We start from the raw sequence: 20,177 nt of genomic DNA, 5'->3' as shown, positions 1-20,177 counted from the left end.
GTTCAAACGGGGTTTGGTGCAGCGTTCAGGAGGTGTGTGGCGGTGCGCGCAGCGGCGGGCGGAGGCGATTGCCCGCCCGTGTGCGCAAGACCGGCAATGCGGCAAAGGCCAGCGCAAGCGCAAAGACCAGCGCCGCTGTCAGGATGACCGGATCAATCGGGCCAAGCGCTGCGTTGCCAAGCGATGAGAAGGCGCAGCTCTGCTCGGTCTTGCCGGGTGTTTGATCGTTCTTCGCCGGAACCACTATATCGCGCGAGGCATGGGCGTTTGCCGAACCATCGCAGATGGCAACGGTAAGCACTTTGCCGATGGGCGCCAGCATAGTGCCCGCCGGCATGACGGCCTTCATCGCCATAGCACCCAGCACGAACGCCAGGGCAAAAGCGCGGTAGGTCAGCATGAGGGCGCGCAGGCTACGCATGGCGCGGCCCCTTAGTGCCGTGCGGTGGTCTTGTCATCCTCAATGTGCGCAGAAGCAGAAACTGCAAGGCCAAGCTGCGCACCGGAGGCAAGTCTTGCGGCAGTCACAACCGCTCTTGCACCGGCGAGGCTGAGATGATGCGAATCGAAATAGGCGGGACGACCGTTCACCATCAGACGAGAGTGTGCGCCCTGTGCGAGAACGCTCAGGGGATCGACGATGCGGACGCCCTTCTGCTTCCAGCGGGAATAGTGCTGAGTCAGCCACGCGGTTTCATGGTGATAATCGGCAAGAGGCGCACCCCGCGCGAGATGGAGCCGCCCATTTGCCGCGGCCTGCGCAAGGTGGCGCGGCACATCGAACGGCTGAGGCGGCACCGGACCGATCAGCGTCACGGTCTTTCCTGCCGCCTGAAGCCGCGCAATTGTGCCGTCAATGCGGCCAGCAATGCCGGGCTGGCGATAGGCCGGGCTGGCCCAGAACGCGGCCAGATAGACATGGGAGATTTGCGGCGAGGCCAGAAGATAAGCCATGGTCCGCGCATTGCCCGCGGCGCAGCCCGGATCGTTCGCCACATGATAGCCGTTGACCGGCGGGCAACTTGCCCTCGTCCGTTGAACGACCGAGCGGTTTTCACTGGCAAGGCTTTCGCCCAGCGCCCACGCGAGTTCAACGCCGTGACTGTCACCCCAGATGGCGGCTGTCGGCGCGACCGGCGCGCCAAGGATGCAATCGGGGTGATCCGCTCCCGCTTCATCAAGAATGCAGCGGCCGCGCTTGGGGCTGATATCGTGCGCGGCCTGAGCAAGCCGGGTCACTTCCGGGGGGAAGCGCGAAGGCCAGCCTCCGAGCGGGACAAGGGCGAGCGCAAAGGCCGCAATCGCCCCCATACCGCCCAGCGCAAGCCGGAAAATGCGGCGCTGGCCGAACCGCCGTGGATCGCGGAACGGCCTTTCGACAAAGCGCCAGCTTGCCCACGCCGTCAAAAAGCTTGCCGCGATGATTGCTGCCTTGAACAGCGGCCTCTGCGGTCCATCCGTCAGGTAATCGGCAAAAACGATGATCGGCCAGTGCCAGAGGTAGAGCGAATAGGAAATCAGACCCGTGCCCACGAGTATCGGCGTTGACAGCAAGCGGCCCATCATGGTGCCCGGTGCATGGCGGATCAGCAGCGCTGCTCCGCCCACGGGTGCAAGCGCGCTGATTCCGGGAAAGACGGTGGACCGGTCGTATGCAAAGACCGCCCCTGCAATCAGGAGAAGACCGAACAGCGCAAGGGCCTCGGACTTGCGCTGGCTGCCGGTTGTGTCCGGCGGGTGAAGCGCGAGCAGCGATCCTGCCAGCAACTCCCATGCTCTTGCAGGCAGGAGATAAAAGGCAAAACCATCGGTATCGGCCTGCTTGGCCCAGGCAATGGCAAAGCTCAACAGCCCGGCGAGCACCAGCGCTCTTGTGCGATATTGCGGTGCAAATCGTGCACAAGCCCAGAGCAGGAAGGGGAAGGCAAGGTAGAACTGCTCTTCCACCGCCAGCGACCAGCAGTGGAGCAGCGGCATGGAATCGGCAGGTCCGCCGAAATAGCCGGTCTGCGTGAAGAACCACGCATTGGCCATGAACAGCAGCGTCATCAGGGCCGAGCGGGGCACCCCGGCAAAGTCTGCCGGAAGATAGAACAGCGCAGCAGCCCCAAGGACCACCGCGATCATCAGCAGAAGCGCGGGCAGGATGCGTCTGGCCCTGCGCTCGTAGAACCGCAGTAGAGAAAACTGGCCCTCGTCGATCTCTCTGGCGATGATGCCGGTTATCAGGAAGCCGGAAATCACGAAGAAGACATCAACACCGACAAAACCCCCGGAAAAGCCCGGCAATCCGGCGTGGAAGCCCAGCACCGGCAGAATTGCCAGCGCGCGCAGGCCATCTATGTCGCGGCGGTAGGAGGCGGTATGAGCCATGGCAGGCACGGCTTAGCGCGCGCGGGTTAATTTTCGGGAATGAACGCCGGTCCGCTTAGGTCCGGTTGCGGCACGGAGCGGCAGGGCTGGCGTAAGTATGCGGATATCGCGGATAAATCTTGATCCGGTCGGTCAATTGTGATTCTAATGCCGCATGACCGCGCGCCGCTCCGTTTTCCGTGCCAGAGAAAGCCTGTTTCAGTCCTTTGCGCTGGTGTGCGTTCTCGCACTCGGAGCGGTCGGTGTTGCTGGTCCAAGCGGGCTGATCGCCTGGGGCGAAAAGGCACGGCTGCTTGAGCAGCGCGAGGCCGAGATAGCGCGTCTTTCGGCAGAGCGGGACAGAATGCGCAACCGGGTGGAACTTCTCGATCCCCGCCATGCCGATCCTGACCTGGTCGGCGAGCTCCTGCGCCGGAACCTGAACGTTGCGCACCCCGACGAGCTTGTCATCCCGGTGGAGCCATAAGGGGCGGGCAATCATTGTCCGGGTCCGGTGTCGCTCATGCCGGTTCAGGCAGCCTGACTTGCCATGGCGATTGAACAGTCGGGTCCGCCCCTGACAGAGCCCGATCCGCTCGACTGTTCGGGAGAGGGTGGCGCGCCTGATGCGGTGTCGCCTTCAGTCTGGCGCTATGCCCGCGCATCGCGCGCCCACGCGGTCATCGACGCGGCGGATTACTTCGCGCTGATGCGCGAGGCCATGATGCGGGCGCGCCAGCGCATCCTGCTCGTCGGCTGGGATTTCGACACGCGCATCCTGATCGGTGGCGGCAGGCGTTGGTGGAACCTGCCGCGCAAACGCGTATCGCCGGCAAGGCTGGGACCATTCGTGGTCTGGCTGGTCAACCGTCGCAGGCGTCTGGAAGTGCGTGTGCTCAAATGGAACTTCGGCGCGTTGCGGGCCTTCTTTCGCGGGGTCATGATGCTGGATCTGCTGCGCTGGTGGCGGCACCCGCGCATAACTTTCAAGCTCGACAGCGCGCATCCCATCGGATGCAGCCATCACCAGAAGATTGCCGTGATCGATGATCGCTTCGCCGTCTGCGGCGGGATCGACATGGCGGGAGACCGCTGGGATACGCGCCAGCATCTCGACCATGATCCGCGTCGGCGCAGGCCGGGGGGCAAGGCTCACGGCCCCTGGCACGATTGCACCATGCTGATCGAGGGCGAGGCAGCAAAGGTTCTTGGCGAATATGGGCGCGAGCGGTGGATTCAGGCGGGAGGCAGGCCGTTTCAACCCTGCCATCCGCAGGAAGCGTCGCCATGGCCATCAGGGATCGAGGCGGAGTTCCGGGATGTCGAGATCGGCATTGCCCGGACGCGGTCCCAGCACGCCGAAAGCCACGAAGTGTGCGAGATCGAGGCGCTGTTTCTTGAGCACATCGCAAGAGCATCGCGCTTCATCTATTTCGAGAACCAGTATTTCGCCTCGCGCCGGATCGCCGAAGCCATTGCCTTGCGTCTCCAGGAAGCGGACCCGCCGGAGATCGTGCTTGTCTGCCCGGAAAGTTCCGACGGGTGGCTCGAACAGACTGCCATGGACAGCGCCAGAACGCGCCTTTTCCTTGCCCTTGCTGCGGTGGATCACCGCAGGCGCTTCTCGATGTGGCATCCTTTCACCGCGAAAGGCAGGCCGATCTATGTCCATTCCAAGCTGACGATTGTGGACGACGAGATCCTGCGCATCGGATCGGCCAACCTCAACAACCGCTCGATGGGTCTGGACAGCGAATGCGATGTTTTCATTGATGCACGCCGCCCCGGAAATGCGCATTGCATGCAGCCGATCCGCGATTTGCGCATTTCCCTGCTGGCGGAGCATTGCGGTCTTGCGCCTGAAAGGGTAGCGGACCTGCTTGCCCGGAATGGATCGATGGCGGCGATGATCGCTTCGGTTCCAACGGGGGCAAAGCGCCTGAAGCCTTTCGTTCCGCGCAAGCTCAGCGATGCGGAAGCGGCCCTGGCGGACAATGAAGTGCTGGACCCGGAACGGCCTGAGGAAATGCTTTCCTTCTACCGTCGCGGTCTGTTCAGGGGTCGTTTCCTGCGACGGCCGGAAGAGCGAAGGGAGTTTTGATGCGCAATCCGTCCGAAGCCGATCAGGACGAGGATCTGGCCCGCGGCAAATTGCCTGTCCCGGAAGATGTGCAGGAGGCAATCCGCACGCTTATCCGCTGGGCAGGCGACGATCCCGCGCGTGAAGGGCTGCTCGACACTCCCAAGCGGGTCGCGCGCGCGTGGCGGGAATACTGTCAGGGTTACGAGGAAGATCCGGCGGCCCATCTTTCCCGCCAGTTCGAGGAAGTGGGCGGCTATGACGAGATCGTGCTGCTGAAGGATATTCCCTTCCAGAGCCACTGCGAGCATCACATGGCGCCGATAATCGGCAAGGCGGCGATTGCCTATCTCCCCCGGCACAAGGTTGTCGGCATTTCCAAGCTGGCGCGTGTGCTGCACGGATTTGCCCGCCGTTTGCAGATCCAGGAACGGCTCACGGCCGAAGTGGCGCAGTGCATCTGGGACAACCTTCGCCCGCACGGCGTGGCGGTGGTGATCGAGGCCAGCCACGCCTGCATGACCGCGCGCGGTGTGAGAACCCCCGGCGTGGGAATGGTGACGAGCCGGTTGATCGGAACTTTCCTTGAGGATGAGCGCAGCCGCAAGGAAGTTCTCAGCCTGATGGGCTATTGATCGGCAAGACAGCAAAGAAACATTACAGTTTCGTCACTTGGTTGGCATTGGAGCGAGTCTTATGTGTCAAGTGTCACCGGTAAGAGGCCGGGGCATAGCAGGAGACAAAGACATGAAGACTTTCGTGTTCGCAGGCATGGCTGCTGCTCTGGCGATTGCTGCGCCGGTTCAGGCCATGGAGCACAAGACCGTTATCCAGCATCCGGTCGGCCCGATCGCAGCCGACTATTCGGGTTCGACCATCGTCGAGATGAAGCAGATTGGCGCAGCCGGGGTTGCCGGACGGCCGGGTTCGCTTCGCTGCACGTGGACCGTCTCGCTTTCGGTCGAGCGTGATGCCAAGGTTGGCTCGGCGCTTCAGACCCGGCGCACCATGACCCGCGCCAACGTGCTCAAGGGATCGGCGCCGGGCTGGTGCTCGGAGCGCAACAGCGGTGTCGACCGCATGGTCGAAGCCCGCGGCGACGAACTGCGCGGCGCGATGATGGCAATGGTCGAGCAGGATCGCGCGGTCATCATGGCCGAAGCCGACAAGGCCATTGCATCGCGCGAAGGCTGAGGGCACATGAAGCTGTGAGTTGCAGACATCGCCATGATCGACTTGTCCTGATTGCCGCAGTTCTTGCGTGCGTGCCGGGTGCGGTATTCGCCCAGTCGGTCGATGGCGGTGTCGAGGCTGCGACGGATGAAGTCCGTCGCGGCCTGAGCTGGAGCGGAGGTGATGTCTCCGCTTCGGCCGATGCCCGCGTGGGTCTCGCCGGTCTTGACGCCTCGGTGCGCGTGGCGATGCTGCGTGGTTCTGCCAGACATGCCGGTGCGGATGTCGTGGCCGACTTCGTTTTGGGCAAGGACTGGGACTCAGGCCCGTTTACAATTCGGACGGAAGCACTGGGGCATGTGTTTGGCGGTGCTCGCCAATCCATGAATTACGCCGAGGTCGGCCTTGGCGCGCGTTACTCGATCGGTCCGTTGCAATTCGGCGCGGGCGCCTGGTATGCGCCCAAGCAAGCGAGCATAGGTGGCGACAACCTCCATCTGAGAGCAACGGCTGACGCGGGCCTTCCGGGTTTCCCGATCAGCGTGTTCGGCGCGATCGGTCACACGACGGGCGACACGCGCGATTCCCGTTCTGCAAGACTGCGCCCGGTGGGCGACTACACTGACTGGAAAATCGGGGCCGAGTTCAACCGTTTTCCCTTCACGCTTGGCGTGGATTACGTCGGCACCAGTATCGATACGGCAAATGCGGTTTCGATCTCGCCCTTTGCTGATTTGCGCAACGCGGGCGACCGTGTTGTGGGACGAGTGCGGCTTTCCTTCTGATCCAAAGGCGCTGCCTGCATGGCCCGGAAATGCGGTCCCGGCCGAAGCCGGGACCGCGCCTTGGCATCAGAGATTTTCAAGCACGTATTCAGCCGCGCTCACCTTGAACTCGCCGGGCGCTTCGACGAACAGCTTTTCCACCACTCCATCGTTCACGACCATGGCAAAGCGCTGGCCGCGCTTGCCAAGACCGAACCCGGTTCCGTCCAGCGTAAGGCCCAGCGCTTCGGCAAGGTCGCCGTTGCCATCAGCGAGCATGGTAACATCGGGCGAACCCGAAGCGGCGGCCCAAGCCTTCATCACGAACGGATCGTTCACGGCCGTGCAGGCGATTTCGTCGATGCCCTTGGCCTTGAGTTCAGCCGCCTTATCAACATAGCCCGGCAGGTGCTTGGCCGAGCAGGTCGGGGTGAACGCGCCGGGCACGGAGAACAGAGCAACCTTCTTGCCCTTGAAATATTCGGCCGACTGGACCGCTTCCGGCCCTTCGGCGGTTGCCTTGACGATCTTCACGTCGGGCAGCTTGTCTCCAACAGCGATTGTCATCCCCATTCTTCCTTTCGTTGCAGCGTGGGCAGAAGCGCCCTGACTGGTTCAGCCATCCGGATATAGGACGGGCACCGCCACACGCAACCGCGCAGCACATCTGGTTCGCGCATTGCGGGTGCTTGTCAGCGTTTGGCGGACAGACGATATAAAGAAATCTTTATATTCAGTTTGCGCAGCGCATCGCACCGCGCTATGGGCTGAGGCAAGGCGCGCACCGCGCGCAACTTTTGCAGGAGAAGACTTCGTGGCCAGCGCGCTTGAAGCCAAGAAAGACTATGTGATCGCCGATATCGGACTGGCCGACTTTGGCCGGGCCGAGATCAGGATCGCCGAAACCGAAATGCCGGGCCTGATGGCGCTGCGCGAGGAGTTCGGCCCCAGCCAGCCCCTGAAGGGCGCGCGCATCACCGGTTCGCTGCACATGACCATCCAGACCGCGGTGCTGATCGAAACGCTTGTCGCTCTGGGCGCCGAAGTGCGGTGGGCAACCTGCAACATCTTTTCGACGCAGGATCACGCTGCTGCCGCGATTGCGGCTGCGGGCATTCCGGTGTTTGCGGTGAAGGGTGAAAGCCTTGCCGAATACTGGGACTATGTTGGCAGCATCTTCGACTGGGATGACGGCACTGGCCGCACTGCCAACATGATCCTCGACGATGGCGGCGATGCCACGATGTTTGCCCTCTGGGGGGCGCGCGTCGAAGCAGGCGAAGAGCTGTTCGAACCCACCAATGCCGAGGAAATCGAGTTCTGCCGTGCGCTGAAGGCGTTCCTCAAGCGCAAGCCGGGCTATCTCACCATGTCGGTGGCCCACATCAAGGGTGTTTCGGAAGAAACCACCACGGGCGTCCACCGTCTCTACCAGATCGCCAAGGACGGAAAGCTGCCGTTCCCCGCGATCAACGTGAACGACAGCGTTACCAAGTCGAAGTTCGACAACCTCTATGGCTGCAAGGAATCGCTGGTTGATGCGATCCGCCGTGCCACCGATGTCATGTTGGCAGGCAAGGTTGCCTGCGTCGCGGGCTTTGGCGACGTAGGCAAGGGCAGCGCCGCTTCGCTTCGTCAGGGCGGTGCGCGCGTGATGGTGACGGAAATCGATCCGATCTGCGCGCTTCAGGCTGCGATGGAAGGATACGAAGTCGTCACCATGGAAGAAGCGGTCAAGCGCTGCGACATCTTCGTGACCGCTACAGGCAATGAAGACGTTATCACCGCCGAGCACATGAAGGCGATGAAGCCGATGAGCATCGTTTGCAACATCGGCCACTTCGACAGCGAGATCCAGATCTCGGCGCTCGACAACTACAAGTGGACCGAAGTCAAGCCGGGCACCGATCTTGTCGAGTTTCCCGACGGCAAGCAGATCATCGTGCTGGCCAAGGGGCGTCTTGTGAACCTCGGCTGCGCCACCGGCCATCCCAGCTTCGTGATGTCGGCCAGCTTCACCAACCAGACGCTGGCGCAGATCGAATTGTTCACCAAGAACAGCCAGTACAAGAACGAAGTTTATGTCCTGCCCAAGCACCTTGATGAGAAGGTGGCGGCGCTGCATCTTGAGAAACTGGGCGTCAAGCTGACGAAGCTGACGAAGAAGCAGGCGGACTACATCGGCGTGCCCGAAGCCGGGCCGTTCAAGCCGGATCACTACCGCTATTGATGGTGCATTCTCCCGCAAGGTCTGCGGGAGAGCGTATTGCAAGTATTGGCCCTCGCCATCCGGCGGGGGCCTTTATGTGTTCAGGGCCGATCAATTCGCGCCATTGTCATGAATTCGCTCCATTGTAATTGTGCGACGCAGGCCCTAGCGAATGGGCGATGCCGTTGTTTAACCAGACCGCACTGGCAGTTATCGGGGCACTGCTCGCCGCTTGGACGGTTGGGGCCTTGTGGCTCGTGCTCGATGCCCGCAGGCGCGCACGGCGGGGCGAAGCGGTTCAGCGCCAGGCCCGTAAACTGGCCCGGATGATCGATGAATCCCCTGCGCTGCCACTGCTCGTGCGGGCCGATGGCAGGATCGAAGGGCCCGCGCGGCTGGCCCAGTGGCTGGGCTTCGATGCCATGCCGGGCTTCCTTTCCGAGCTGGATGGCGATGGCTGCGGCCTCGATGAAGTGCAGCTTTCCCGGCTTGGTGATGCCGTGCGCGCCGCGCAGAAGACCGGTGCCCCCTTTCGCATGGCGCTGGTTCCGAAGGGTGGCAGGGGCAGCCTTGCCGCCCATGGCCACCTTGCCGATCCTCAGGTTTCGCCTGGCGGGGCTGCGCTCGTCTGGTTTTTCGACTTTTCGGAAAGCCAGGCGGAACTTGTCAGGCTGCGCGAAGAGGCGGGCAGGGCAAGGGCCGATTTTGCCGGGCTGGCGGGTCTGATCGAAGCGGCTCCGCTGCCGATGTGGTTTCGCGGACCGGACCTGCGGCTGCGGCTGGTCAACAGCGCCTATGTGAAGGCGGTGGGCGCGGCGAGCGCGGAAGAGGTCATTGCCAAGGGTATCGAACTGATCGAGCCGGTCGACGGGTTGAGTGCGGCGCAGGTTGCCCGGCAGGCGCAGGCACGGCGCGTTCCTGTCGAACGATCGCTTCTGGCCACGATCAAGGGGCAGCGCCGCGCCGTGCGCGTGACCGACCTGCCACTGGGCGAGGAGGGCATTGCCGGATACGCGGTCGACATCGAGGAAATGGAGGAACTGATCCGCCAGTTCCGCCGCTTCCGCGAGGCGCAGCGCGAGATGCTCGATACGCTATCGGCCGGGATCGCCCAGTTCGATGAGAAGCGGAACCTTGTTTTCGCCAATCAGCCGTTTCTGCGAATCTTTGCCGTGCCGCAGGCCTGGGTGGTCGATACCCCGCCGTTCGACCGGGTGCTGGACCGGATGCGCGATGGTGGCAGGCTGCCTGAAGTGCGCGATTTTCCGGAGTGGCGGCGTGAACGGCAGGCGTGGTTCCTCTCGCGCGTTCCGGTTGAAGAGGCATGGCACCTTTCGGATGGAACCCATCTTCGCGTGGTCGGCCAGCCCATGCCCGATGGCGGCTTGCTGATGATCTTCGAGGACCGGACCGAGCAGTTGCAGCTTTCCGCCACGCGCGACACGCTGCTGCGCACGCGCACCGCCACGTTTGACAACCTGTTCGAATCGCTGGCCGTTTTTGCGCCTGATGGAAAACTTCAGCTCTGGAACCGGCGTTTTGCCGCAGACTGGGGTCTGGAGGAAGCGTTCCTTTCCACGCACCCGCGCGCCGATGTCCTGCTGAACAAGGTAGCGCCTCTACTCAAGAGACCCGCGCAGATCGGCACTGTCGCGCAGGTGATCCAGAGCGCGACGCTTGAACGCAAGCAGCGCAGTGGCAGGCTTGCACTGGCCGATGGCCGGCACCTTGCGCTTGCCGGTGTGCCGCTGCCCGATGGAAACGGGCTGCTGACCGTGCTCGACATTACCGATAGCCAGAAGGCCGAGGCGGCACTGCGCGAACGCAATGCCGCGCTGATGGAGGCCGATGCGGTCAAGACCCGCTTCATCGCCAACATGAGCTACGAGTTCCGCACCCCGCTGACCTCGATCGGTGGCTTTGCCGAACTCTTGCAGAGCGGTATTGCCGGGGAACTTACCCCGCAGCAGAACGAATATGTCGCCGCGATCCTGCAATCGGTCGAGCGACTGGGCGAGCAGATCGAGAATGTCCTTGAGCTTTCGCAAAGCGAGGCGGGCACATTGCCGCTGGCGCAGGAACGGGTCGAGGTCATGCCCTTGCTGACAGAGGTGGTGCACGAGCGGGCCGAGCGGCTTTCTGCTGCCGGATTGACGCTTGATCTCAGGGGGGACCGTTCTGCCGGGTCCATTACCGGGGATGCGAGGCGCTTGCGCCGCGCGTTCGGGCAGTTGATCGACAATTCCATTGCCGCGACGCCTGATGGGGGACGCATTCTCGTCGAGGCATCGCGCCGCAAGGATGGCCGCTTGCAGGTCGTGGTCTCGGACAATGGCAAGGGCATGGATGCTGCCATGCTGGCAAGGGCGCTTGAAGGATTGAAGATCAGCGTCGATGGCAAGACCGCAGAACGACGGCAGGGCTTGGGGCTGCCGCTGGTGCGCCAACTGGTTGAGGCGCATGGCGGCAGTCTTGAACTGATGTCCGAACCCGGCCTTGGCACCAGCGCCATCGTGGTGCTGCCGTGATCGTCGATCTGCCCGATCTGGCCGCTTCGCGTGCACTGGCCAAGCGGATTGCGAATGATCTGCGCACGGGCGATGTGGTCGCACTTTCCGGCGGGCTGGGAGCGGGCAAGACGACACTGGTGCGCGCGATCATCGCGGCCCTGGGGCACGAAGGCGAAGTGCCCAGCCCAAGTTTCGCGATCATCGAGCTGTATGATCCGCCCGCCGTGCGCATTCCTCTTGTTCATGCCGATTTCTACCGGCTTGAGCATCCTTCGGAAGCGCTTGAGATCGGGCTGGATGATTACCGGCAGGGCGCAGCGCTGCTGGCGGAATGGCCCGAACATGCCGGCGGCTTCGCGCACGAGGCGGGGTGCCTGCAAATCCTTCTGGAATCCACGGAAAACGGCAGGCGGGCCATTGTCCTGCCGGGCCGCGATTGGCTAGAGCGAGGCTCATGGACCTGACCATTCCCCCCGGCACCGAAGACTTCCTGACCAAGGCGGGATGGCTGGGCAGCGTTATCGAACCTCAGCCGGGCGATGCCTCGTTCAGGCGATATTTCCGCATCCGCAGGCAGGATGCCAGCGCGATGCTGATGCACGCGCCCCCTCCGAACGAGGATCCCAGGCCCTTCCTGCGCGCGGCGAAATGGCTTGATGCAAACGGAATGCGCGCGCCGCACATCCTTGCAGAAGACGCCGACAGGGGCTTCGTGCTGCTGGAAGATTTCGGAACGATCCGGATGCGTGAATACCTTGATGCATGGCCGCAGGACGAGGACGAGGTCTACCGCCGCGCGGTCGATGCGCTGGTCGAACTGCACCGACTGCCGCCCGGTCCGTTCACCGGCTATACGCTGGCCGAGTATCAGCGCGAGGCCAAGCTGTTCGTCGACTGGTTCGTGCCCACGCGCGGGCTTTACGTGAACGGGCCAGACTGGGCCGCGGCCTGGGAGAGCGTGCTGACCCAGCTTCTGCCGCGCCAGCGCCCCGGCGTCACGGTGCTGCGCGACTATCACGCCGAAAACATCATGCTGCTTGGAGGATTGGACCGGCAGGGGCTGCTTGATTTTCAGGACGCCCTTGTCGGACATCCGGCCTACGATCTGGTGTCGCTGCTTCAGGATGCCCGGCGCGAGGTATCGGCCGAACTGGAACAGCGCATGGTCGACCATTATCTGGACAAGGCCGGTCTTGCAGCCGCTGCGGCGCAGGAGTTCCTTGCCGACTATGCCCGGCTGGGCGCTCAGCGCAACGCCAAGATCGTGGGCATTTTCGTGCGCCTGTGGAAGCGCGACGGCAAGCCTCGCTATCTCGATTACATTCCGCGGGTCTGGGCAGCGATGGAACGCGATCTGGCCCATCCGGCGCTTGAGCCGGTGGCGCAGTGGTTTGCAGCGAACATACCGGCCGAAGTGCGCGCGGCGGGAGGCGGAAGGTTCGATCCATGAACCGCCCGCTTGCCAGCGATGTAGCCATGGTCCTTGCGGCGGGTCTGGGCAAGCGGATGAGACCGCTTACCGCCACCCGCCCGAAGCCTCTGGTCAAGGTGGCGGGCAAGCCGCTCATCGATCACGCGCTCGACAAACTGCGCGATGCGGGCGTGGCGCGTGCGGTGGTGAATGTGCACTATCTGGCCGATGCGCTGGAAGCCTATCTTGGGCAGCGAAACGAACCGGCCATCGCGATTTCCGACGAGCGTTCAGCCCTGCTGGAAACGGGTGGGGGCATGGTCAAGGCGCTTCCCCTCATCGACACCGATCCCTTCTTCTGCCTGAACAGCGACAACGTGTGGCTTGACGGCCCGCGCAACGTCTTTGCGCATCTTTCCGACCATTGGGATGCCGAGCGGATGGATGCCCTGCTTCTGCTGGTGCCCCATGCGCGGGCATTCAACTATCGCGGGAAGGGCGATTTTCACATGGACGCTCTGGGCCGCATCTCCCGCCGTCGTTCCGGGAGGGTTGCGCCCTTCATCTACAGCGGCATCCAGATTGTGTCGCACCGTCTGCTGCGCGACGCGCCCGAAGGGGCGTTCGGCACCATGGCATTGTGGCAACGGGCAATGGCCGAAGGGCGGCTTCATGGCCTTGCGCATCAGGGCCTCTGGTTCGAAGTGGGCGAGCCGCAGATGATTGCGCCGACCGAGGCGGCGCTAGAGCGCTATTGATGACGGCGCACGAAACGCGTCGGCGTTCGGGTCCGCGCGTCTGGTCGATCGCGGCCCATCGGGGTTTTGCCGATGCGCTGGTTTCCGGACTGATCCCGCGCTACCGCGAAGATCGCTTTGGCCTTGCCCGCCTGACGCTGCTCCTGCCAAGCCAGCGGGCAGTGCGGATCGTGACCGAGGCTTTCGTGCGGGAGAGCGACAGCGGCGGTCGCGGGGGGCTGCTGCTGCCGCGCATGGCCGTGGTGGGCGATCTTGATCTCGACGAGACGCTGGGGCCGCTGCTTGATCCGATCGGGGCGGGCGCGGATATTCCCTCAGCAGTCGATCCCACCTTCCGTCTGCTCAGACTGGCTGATCTGCTGCGCTTCGAACTGGGCGATGAGGCGCCGGGCGCGGCGGCGCTTCTGCGTCAGGCGCGGGGCATCGCGCAGACGATCGACCGGCTCCTCGTCGAAGGTGTCTATCCTCCCGATATCCTCAAGGACGAGGTGGTCGGTATTGCCGCCGAACTATCGGATCACTGGAAGGATGCGACACGGCTTTTTGCTGCGGTGTTCTTCCGGTGGGAAGAAGAACTCAAGGCGATGGGCAAGCTGGACGCGCCAGAACGGCGCAATCGCCTGCTCGATCATGCGGCGCAATCATGGCGCAATTCGCCGCCGCGCCATCCTGTGGTTGCGGCTGGGGTTACGTCTGCCTCGCCCGCCGTGGCCAGATTGCTGCGCGTCGTGGCTGATATGCCCGATGGCGGAGTGATCCTGCCCGATCTTGATCTGGCAATGGACGATGCGGTCTGGGATTCGCTTGGCTCGGCGGGCGGCGCTCATGGCGGCGTGTTCGAGCGCGGCGATATCATCACCCACCCCCAGTATCATCTGAAGCTGCTGCTCAATCGCATGGGTATCGCCCGCACAGAAGTTGAGCCGTGGCATCGTTCAGGCATTGCAGCGGCCCCGCCGGAGCGCAGCCGCGCGATTTCCAACCTGTTTCTTCCGCCAGAAGCCAGCACTTCGTGGGCGAGGCTGGAAGCGAAGGAACGGCGCATGTCCGGGGTCAGGGTCATGGAGACGGCGCACCCCGAAGAAGAGGCGCAGGCCATTGCCGTGCTGGTGCGCGAGGCGCTGGCCATTCCTGAGCGCCGCGTGGCTGTCGTCACGCCGGACCGGTCGCTCGCGGCGCGGGTGATCGCGCATCTTCGGCGCTGGAACATCGTTGCCGATGATACTGCGGGCAAACCTCTGGCGCAGACGGCAGCCGGGCGCGTGCTGCTCCTGCTTGCCGAAGTGGTGGCGCAGCGCTGCGCGCCGGTGCCGCTGCTGGCGCTGCTGGGCCACCCGCTGGTGCAACCCGGTGCGGGCAGGGCAGCTTGGCTGGAACGCGTTCGCCAGCTTGATCTGGTCTTGCGCGGCCCGCGACCGGGGCCGGGACTTGCCGCCATCCGGCAGGCCGCCGAGCGTGCCGAGGAACGCTACCCCGGTCTTGCAGTGTGGTGGTCATCGGTTGAAGACCTGCTGTTTCCGATCGTTTCGCTGGAAGGAAAGGTCGGGCTGGACGCGGCGCTCGATACCTTGTGCGAAGTCGGCGAACTGCTGTGCGGAGCCGGACTTTGGGCCAATGCCGACGGGCGAAGTCTCGCCCGCTTCATCGAGCAATGGCGCGAGGCGGCACCTCTGGCTGCGCTTCATCTGCCGTGCGAGGAACTGTCTGCCCTGCTGCGCGATGCCATGCAGGATTGTGCCGTTCGGCCTCCCTATGGCGGCCATCCCCGCCTTGCCATCTACGGCCTGCTCGAAGCCCGGATGAGCCGGGCCGATCTGGTGATCTGCGCCGGGTTGACCGAAGGCACCTGGCCGGGCAGCGCTGCGCCCGACCCGATCCTTGCACCTGCCATCCTGCGGGCGCTGGGCATTCCGGGAGCGGATTTCCGCATTGGTCTTGCCGCACACGATCTGGCCTCGGCGCTTGGCGCTCCCGAAGTCGTGCTCAGCTACGCCGTGCGCGATGCCAGTGGCCCGGTGATCCCCTCGCGGTTCCTGCTGCGGATGGAAGCCATGCTGGCTGATGATCTGCGCAAGGAAAAGCGGGCGGTCGAACTGGCGCGCGCACTTGCAAATCCCGATCCGGTGCCGCCTCATCCGCGCCCGCAACCCATGCCTGCACCTGAGCAGCGCCGGGTGCCGATCGCGGTCACGGCGCTCGATCGGCTGCGCAGCGATCCCTACCAGTTCTATGCCAGCGCCATTCTGGGCTTGCGCAAGCTTGATCCCATCGATGCCGATCCCAGCGCGGCGTGGAAAGGCACGGCGGTGCACGATGTGCTGAAAGCATGGCACGAAGGCGGCGGCATACCCGGCAACCTTGTGCCGCTGGCCGAGCGCATGTTCGACGAAATGAGTGCGCACCCCTTCATGCGCGCAATGTGGAAGCCTCGGCTGATCGATGCCCTGCTGTGGATCGAGGAACGCACAGACCTGCTGGCGGGTGAAGGGCGCGAGGTTCTTGCGGTGGAGTGCGAAGGCGAAATCACGGTTGACGGTATCCGCATTCACGGCCGGGCCGACCGGATCGACCGGCTTGCTGACGGCACGCTGGCCATCGTCGACTACAAGACCGGCAAGCCGCCCTCCGGAAGTATGGTGGAGCAAGGATTTGCGCTGCAGCTTGGCCTTATCGGATTGATCGCCAGCCGGGGCGGGATGGCAGGCGTGGCAGGAGAGCCATCGGTATTCGAATACTGGTCGCTTGGCCGCAACAAACAGCGTGGCTTTGGCTATGCCGACAGTCCGATCCTTGATGGACGCAAGAAGGCCGGGGTCAGGCGCGAGGATTTCCTGCCGGAAACCGAGCGCTATCTGCGCGATGCGATCGCGCGGTGGCTTCTGGGCAGCGAACCGTTCACGGCGCGCCTCAACCCGAACCTCCCCGGCTATGCCGATTATGACCAGCTCATGCGCCTTGACGAATGGCAGGGCCGCGAAGGCGATGGGGAGCCGCAGGCATGAGCAAGGTCTATCCGCTTAAGGCCAGTCAGGCCGATGCGGTGCACCCACAGCGCACCGTCTGGCTTTCTGCTTCGGCAGGAACCGGAAAGACGCAGGTGCTTTCGGCGCGCGTCCTGCGTCTGCTGTTGCAGGATGGCGTCGAGCCGGACCAGATCCTGTGCCTTACTTTCACGAAGGCAGGCGCGGCCGAAATGGCCACCCGTGTGAACGAGGTTCTGGCGAGCTGGGTGCGGATGGACGATACGCTGCTGGCAAAGGACATGCTGGCCATCGGCGCGCCGTGCGATCCGAAGACACTGGCCCGCGCACGCAGCCGCTTTGCCGCCGTGCTCGACTGTCCGGGCGGCGGGCTGCGGATCGAGACCATCCATGCTTTCAGCCAGTGGTTGCTGGGCGCGTTTCCCGTTGAAGCCGGTCTGCGTCCCGGCACGCGCGCCATGGAAGACCGGGACCGCGCCGTGCTGGTGCGACAGGTGCTGGCGGAGATGCTCGTCGGCGCGCAGGAGCAGGGCGATGATGCCCTGATCGAGCAATTGGCGTCGCTGTCGCTGCGTTTCAGCGAAGGGCAGGTAGAGGCATTCCTGCTGCGCTGCGCCGGAGCGCACGATCTCTGGCAGGGCGCGGGCGCATGGCAGCCCCCTTTGCGCCCGCGCATCAACCGCCTGATCGGCCTTGATGAGGATGCCGGTGAGGAAGCCCTTGCCGCCCTTTGCGCCGATGACGCCTTCGACATCCGTTCGGTGCGCAGATGCATGGAAATGAATGCGGCGTGGGGGCGCAAGACCGGCATCGATGCCGCCAATGTCCTTGGCGACTGGCTTGCCGCAGGGTCGCAACAGCGGCTCCAGTCGCTCGATAGCTTTGCTGCGGTGTTCCTGACGGCCGAAGGCAAGCCCCGATCCACCACCAACATCGAAAAGCATCAGCCTGACTATCCGGAGTATGCGGCGAGGGTGATCGATTGCCTGGCCGCGGTCAGGGATTGTCGCAGCAGGATTGAACTGGCAGCGCTGCTGGATAAGGCGCTTGGCGTCGGCAGGCGTTTCGCGCTGGCGTGGGATGCGGCCAAGGCACGCGAAGGCTTCATCGACTTCGATGACCAGATCCGCACTGCCGCCGATCTTCTGACCCGGCGCACGAGCGCTGCATGGATCCGCTTCAAGCTGGATCGCCAGTTCGATCACGTTCTTGTGGATGAAGCGCAGGATACCAATGCGTCCCAGTGGGATATCGTGCTTGAAGGGCTGGTATCGGACTTCTTCACCGGGGAAGGGCAGCATGGCACAGCGCTGCGAACGCTCTTCGTGGTGGGCGATTACAAGCAGGCGATCTTCGGCTTTCAGGGCACCAGCCCGGAAAACTTCGCAAGGGCCAGCGAACGGGTGCGCCGCCAGCTGGCGCAAGTGGCCACCGTCCTGGGCGATCCGGACCGCGAACTGCTGGAGCTGGGGCTTGGCCAGTCTTTCCGCACGGCCCGACCCATTCTGGATTTCGTGGATGCGGCCCTTGCCGGCATCGGCTGGGACAGTCTCGGCCTGCAAAAGCCGCCGGATCGTCATGTCGGGCTTGATATGCCCGGCACCGTGGGCATCTGGCAGATTGTGGCCGACGATGCGCCCGAAGACGAAGCGCATGGCGATGGCGCCGAAGCCGGGACGGATACCGATGATGGCCAGTCATGGCTTTCGCGCCCAGACCGCAAGCTGGCCGACCGGATAGCCCTTCAGGTCAGGGACTGGCTGGACCATGGCTTCACCCTTGCGAAGGGCGGGCCCAAGCGGGCCGGGGCCGGTGACATCATGGTTCTGGTGCGCAAGCGCAAGGAACTGGCCGGGCTGATCGTGGCGCGGCTCTATGCGCGCGGGGTTCCGGTTGCGGGGGTGGACCGCCTGCGTCTGGGCGCTCCACTGCCGGTGAAGGATCTTGTCGCGGCCCTGCGCTTTGCCGCTCAGCCGTTTGATGATCTCAATCTTGCCTCGCTGCTTGTCTCACCGCTCATCGGATGGTCGCAGGAAGACCTGCTGAAGCACGGGTATCGCCCCCGTGGCGTCAGGCTGTGGGATAGGCTGCGCCATGAACGCGACCCCTTCGTTGTGGCCACTGTCCGCAAACTGCTGGAGCTGCTCGACCGGGCCGATTTCGATCCGCCGCAGGTTCTCCTGCACTGGCTGCTGGTGGGGCCATGGGACGGCCGGGCGCGACTGGTCGCGCGTCTGGGCCGCGAGGCGAACGATCCCATCGACGAACTCGTCAATGCCGCCATGGCCTATGCCAGCGCCAACGTGGCAAGCCTGAACGGGTTTCTGCACTGGTTCGATGCCGGCGAGGGCGAACTGAAGCGCGAGGCCGGAAAGGCCGAAGGGCTGGTGCGAGTGATGACGGTGCATGGCTCGAAGGGTCTTCAGGCGCCCATCGTCATTCTTGCCGATGCTGCCGATGATCCCGATGCTTCGCGACCGCGCGATCTGGAACTGATCGAGGATTTGCCGGGCGTGCAGCGCAAGGTGCCGCTTCCGCCGCTGCGCAAGGAGGAAAAGCCCGCAGAAGTGCTTGAGGCCGAGGCGGCTGCCATGCGTGCCGAGCGCGAAGAGCACTGGCGCCTGCTTTATGTGGCCATGACCCGCGCAGAAGAAGCCCTGTTCATTGCCGGCGCGAAGGGGCGCAAGCCGATCAAGGGCGGCGAGGAGATCGCTCCCGATAGCTGGTATGCCAGACTGGAGCCTCTGTTCGGACAGGACTGGCGCGATCATCCGCTTTGGGGTGGGTTCAAGCAGCTGGGCGGCCCTGCTGCGCCGATTGCCGCGCCTCGACGGGATGAAGCGACAGGGCCGCGCATCATCCTGCCTGATGCGCTGTTGAAGCCGGTTGGCGAGGAACCCCGGCCGCCGCGCCCGCTGGCACCGTCGTCGCTGGGCGAAGAGGATGCCCCTGATCCGCCCGCACCGGCAGGCCCGCATGGATTGCTGGCGGCAAGGCGCGGCACCTTGATGCACCGCCTGATCGAGCGGCTTCCCGAAGTCGATCCGGAAACCAGACGTCATGCGGGTCTTGCCTGGCTTGCCCGCGCGGCGGCCGATTTCGATGCTGCCGATCATGCGCAGATGGTCGATGCGGCGCTTGCCGTGCTTGCCGACCCCGCTTGGGCGGATGTGTTCGGGCCGGATTCGCTGGCAGAAGTGCCGCTTGCCGCCGTGGTTGGCGGCCGTGTTCTGAGCGGAACGGTTGATCGTCTGGTGATCGGCAAGGACTGCATCCGAATTGTCGATTTCAAGACATCGCGACGCCCGCCGCGTTCGCCTGACGAGATTCCCGCCGCCTACATGCGCCAGATGGCTGCCTACGTTCTTGCGATGGAGGCAATTCATCCGGGAATGCCGGTGGAGGCTGCGCTTCTTTACACGCACACCCCGCAATTGTTCGTGGTGCCCCGCGAGGTGGTTCTTCAGGAAAAGCTGCGCCTTCACGTGGTTCAGGATTCCTTTTCGGGCTGATCGGTTGCGCATGGCGCACAAGCGCCTAGATTGGCGTTCAAACAGACAGGAGTTTACCCAAGATGCCGACCAAGGCCGTTACCGATGCCAGCTTTGCCAGCGAAGTTCTGGGCAGCAGCAAGCCCGTCCTCGTGGACTTCTGGGCCGACTGGTGCGGGCCGTGCAAGATGATCGCACCGGCGCTTGAGGAGATATCAGAAGAACTGGCCGACAAGGTGGAGATCGCCAAGGTCGACATCATGGAAAACACCGACACTGCAAGCCAGTTTGGCGTGCAGTCCATTCCGCTCCTGATCCTGTTCAAGGATGGCCAGCCCGTGGCGCAGAAGCTGGGGGCTGCCCCCAAGAGCCAGCTCAAGGGATGGCTTGAAAGCGTTCTTTGACCGGTCGTCTTGCCTGCCGTGCCCCGGCCTTGCGGGGGCGCAAA

Annotated in this window: 16 protein-coding genes; 13 read left to right on the top strand and 3 right to left on the bottom strand. The window is 63.9% G+C overall.

Going from position 1 to position 20,177, the window contains the following annotated elements:
- Window positions 1–25: 25 nt before the first annotated feature.
- Window positions 26–421 carry a DUF2946 family protein gene (locus DKM43_RS06835; RefSeq protein ID WP_145960481.1) on the bottom strand — a complete coding sequence of 132 codons (396 nt, stop codon included), beginning with the start codon at window positions 419–421 and terminating at the stop codon, window positions 26–28.
- 11 nt (window positions 422–432) lie between these two features.
- Window positions 433–2,373, bottom strand: coding sequence for an acyltransferase family protein (locus tag DKM43_RS06830; RefSeq protein WP_109797680.1), 1,941 nt, complete (start codon window positions 2,371–2,373; stop codon window positions 433–435).
- Window positions 2,374–2,527: 154 nt separating this feature from the next.
- On the opposite strand from DKM43_RS06830, the gene DKM43_RS06825 reads away from it, so the two are divergent.
- The 5 genes from DKM43_RS06825 to DKM43_RS06805 all read left to right on the top strand — a co-directional run bounded on the left by DKM43_RS06825 (window position 2,528) and on the right by DKM43_RS06805 (window position 6,390).
- A complete protein-coding gene (locus tag DKM43_RS06825; RefSeq protein WP_109797679.1) occupies window positions 2,528–2,839 on the top strand; it encodes an FtsB family cell division protein in 312 nt (103 codons plus the stop codon).
- A gap of 63 nt (window positions 2,840–2,902) precedes the next feature.
- Entirely contained in the window at window positions 2,903–4,453 is a 1,551-nt protein-coding gene (locus DKM43_RS06820; RefSeq protein WP_109797678.1) for a phospholipase D-like domain-containing protein, read from the top strand.
- Window positions 4,453–5,067, top strand: a complete 615-nt coding sequence (gene folE, locus DKM43_RS06815) for a GTP cyclohydrolase I FolE (RefSeq protein WP_109797677.1) — start codon at window positions 4,453–4,455, stop codon at window positions 5,065–5,067. The genes DKM43_RS06820 and folE overlap by 1 nt, the downstream gene beginning before the upstream one ends.
- Before the next feature lie 112 nt (window positions 5,068–5,179).
- Entirely contained in the window at window positions 5,180–5,626 is a 447-nt protein-coding gene (locus DKM43_RS06810; RefSeq protein WP_109797676.1) for a hypothetical protein, read from the top strand.
- A gap of 71 nt (window positions 5,627–5,697) precedes the next feature.
- Window positions 5,698–6,390, top strand: coding sequence for a TorF family putative porin (locus DKM43_RS06805; protein WP_236632427.1), 693 nt, complete (start codon window positions 5,698–5,700; stop codon window positions 6,388–6,390).
- A 66-nt stretch (window positions 6,391–6,456) separates the two neighbouring features.
- Here DKM43_RS06805 and DKM43_RS06800 read toward each other — a convergent pair whose 3' ends face one another.
- On the bottom strand, window positions 6,457–6,936 hold the full coding sequence (locus DKM43_RS06800) for a peroxiredoxin (RefSeq protein ID WP_109797674.1): 480 nt from the start codon (window positions 6,934–6,936) through the stop codon (window positions 6,457–6,459).
- 247 nt (window positions 6,937–7,183) lie between these two features.
- On the opposite strand from DKM43_RS06800, the gene ahcY reads away from it, so the two are divergent.
- The 8 genes from ahcY to trxA all read left to right on the top strand — a co-directional run bounded on the left by ahcY (window position 7,184) and on the right by trxA (window position 20,133).
- Window positions 7,184–8,599 (top strand): adenosylhomocysteinase, encoded by a 1,416-nt coding sequence (ahcY, locus tag DKM43_RS06795; protein WP_109797673.1) that lies wholly within the window; start codon window positions 7,184–7,186, stop codon window positions 8,597–8,599.
- 158 nt (window positions 8,600–8,757) lie between these two features.
- A complete protein-coding gene (locus DKM43_RS06790; RefSeq protein WP_109797672.1) occupies window positions 8,758–11,106 on the top strand; it encodes a sensor histidine kinase in 2,349 nt (782 codons plus the stop codon).
- Entirely contained in the window at window positions 11,103–11,552 is a 450-nt protein-coding gene (gene tsaE / locus DKM43_RS06785; protein WP_109797671.1) for a tRNA (adenosine(37)-N6)-threonylcarbamoyltransferase complex ATPase subunit type 1 TsaE, read from the top strand. The genes DKM43_RS06790 and tsaE overlap by 4 nt, the downstream gene beginning before the upstream one ends.
- On the top strand, window positions 11,543–12,538 hold the full coding sequence (locus tag DKM43_RS06780) for an aminoglycoside phosphotransferase family protein (protein ID WP_109797670.1): 996 nt from the start codon (window positions 11,543–11,545) through the stop codon (window positions 12,536–12,538). Before tsaE ends, DKM43_RS06780 begins: the two co-directional genes overlap by 10 nt.
- A complete protein-coding gene (locus DKM43_RS06775; RefSeq protein ID WP_109797669.1) occupies window positions 12,535–13,257 on the top strand; it encodes a nucleotidyltransferase family protein in 723 nt (240 codons plus the stop codon). The genes DKM43_RS06780 and DKM43_RS06775 overlap by 4 nt, the downstream gene beginning before the upstream one ends.
- Window positions 13,257–16,259: a double-strand break repair protein AddB gene (addB, locus tag DKM43_RS06770; RefSeq protein WP_109797668.1), complete on the top strand. Its 3,003-nt coding sequence runs from the start codon at window positions 13,257–13,259 to the stop codon at window positions 16,257–16,259. Before DKM43_RS06775 ends, addB begins: the two co-directional genes overlap by 1 nt.
- The gene (gene addA / locus DKM43_RS06765) at window positions 16,256–19,750 is read left to right on the top strand and encodes a double-strand break repair helicase AddA (RefSeq protein WP_109797667.1); all 3,495 of its coding nucleotides are present in this window, start codon (window positions 16,256–16,258) and stop codon (window positions 19,748–19,750) included. Before addB ends, addA begins: the two co-directional genes overlap by 4 nt.
- Before the next feature lie 62 nt (window positions 19,751–19,812).
- Window positions 19,813–20,133 carry a thioredoxin gene (trxA, locus tag DKM43_RS06760; RefSeq protein ID WP_109797666.1) on the top strand — a complete coding sequence of 107 codons (321 nt, stop codon included), beginning with the start codon at window positions 19,813–19,815 and terminating at the stop codon, window positions 20,131–20,133.
- The last annotated feature ends 44 nt before the right edge of the window (window positions 20,134–20,177 follow it).

This window comes from Novosphingobium meiothermophilum (assembly GCF_003171715.1).
Lineage (GTDB): Bacteria > Pseudomonadota > Alphaproteobacteria > Sphingomonadales > Sphingomonadaceae > Novosphingobium > Novosphingobium meiothermophilum.
The sequence above is the reverse complement of the archived record's forward strand: the minus strand, read 5'-3'. Positions and strand labels throughout refer to the sequence as shown.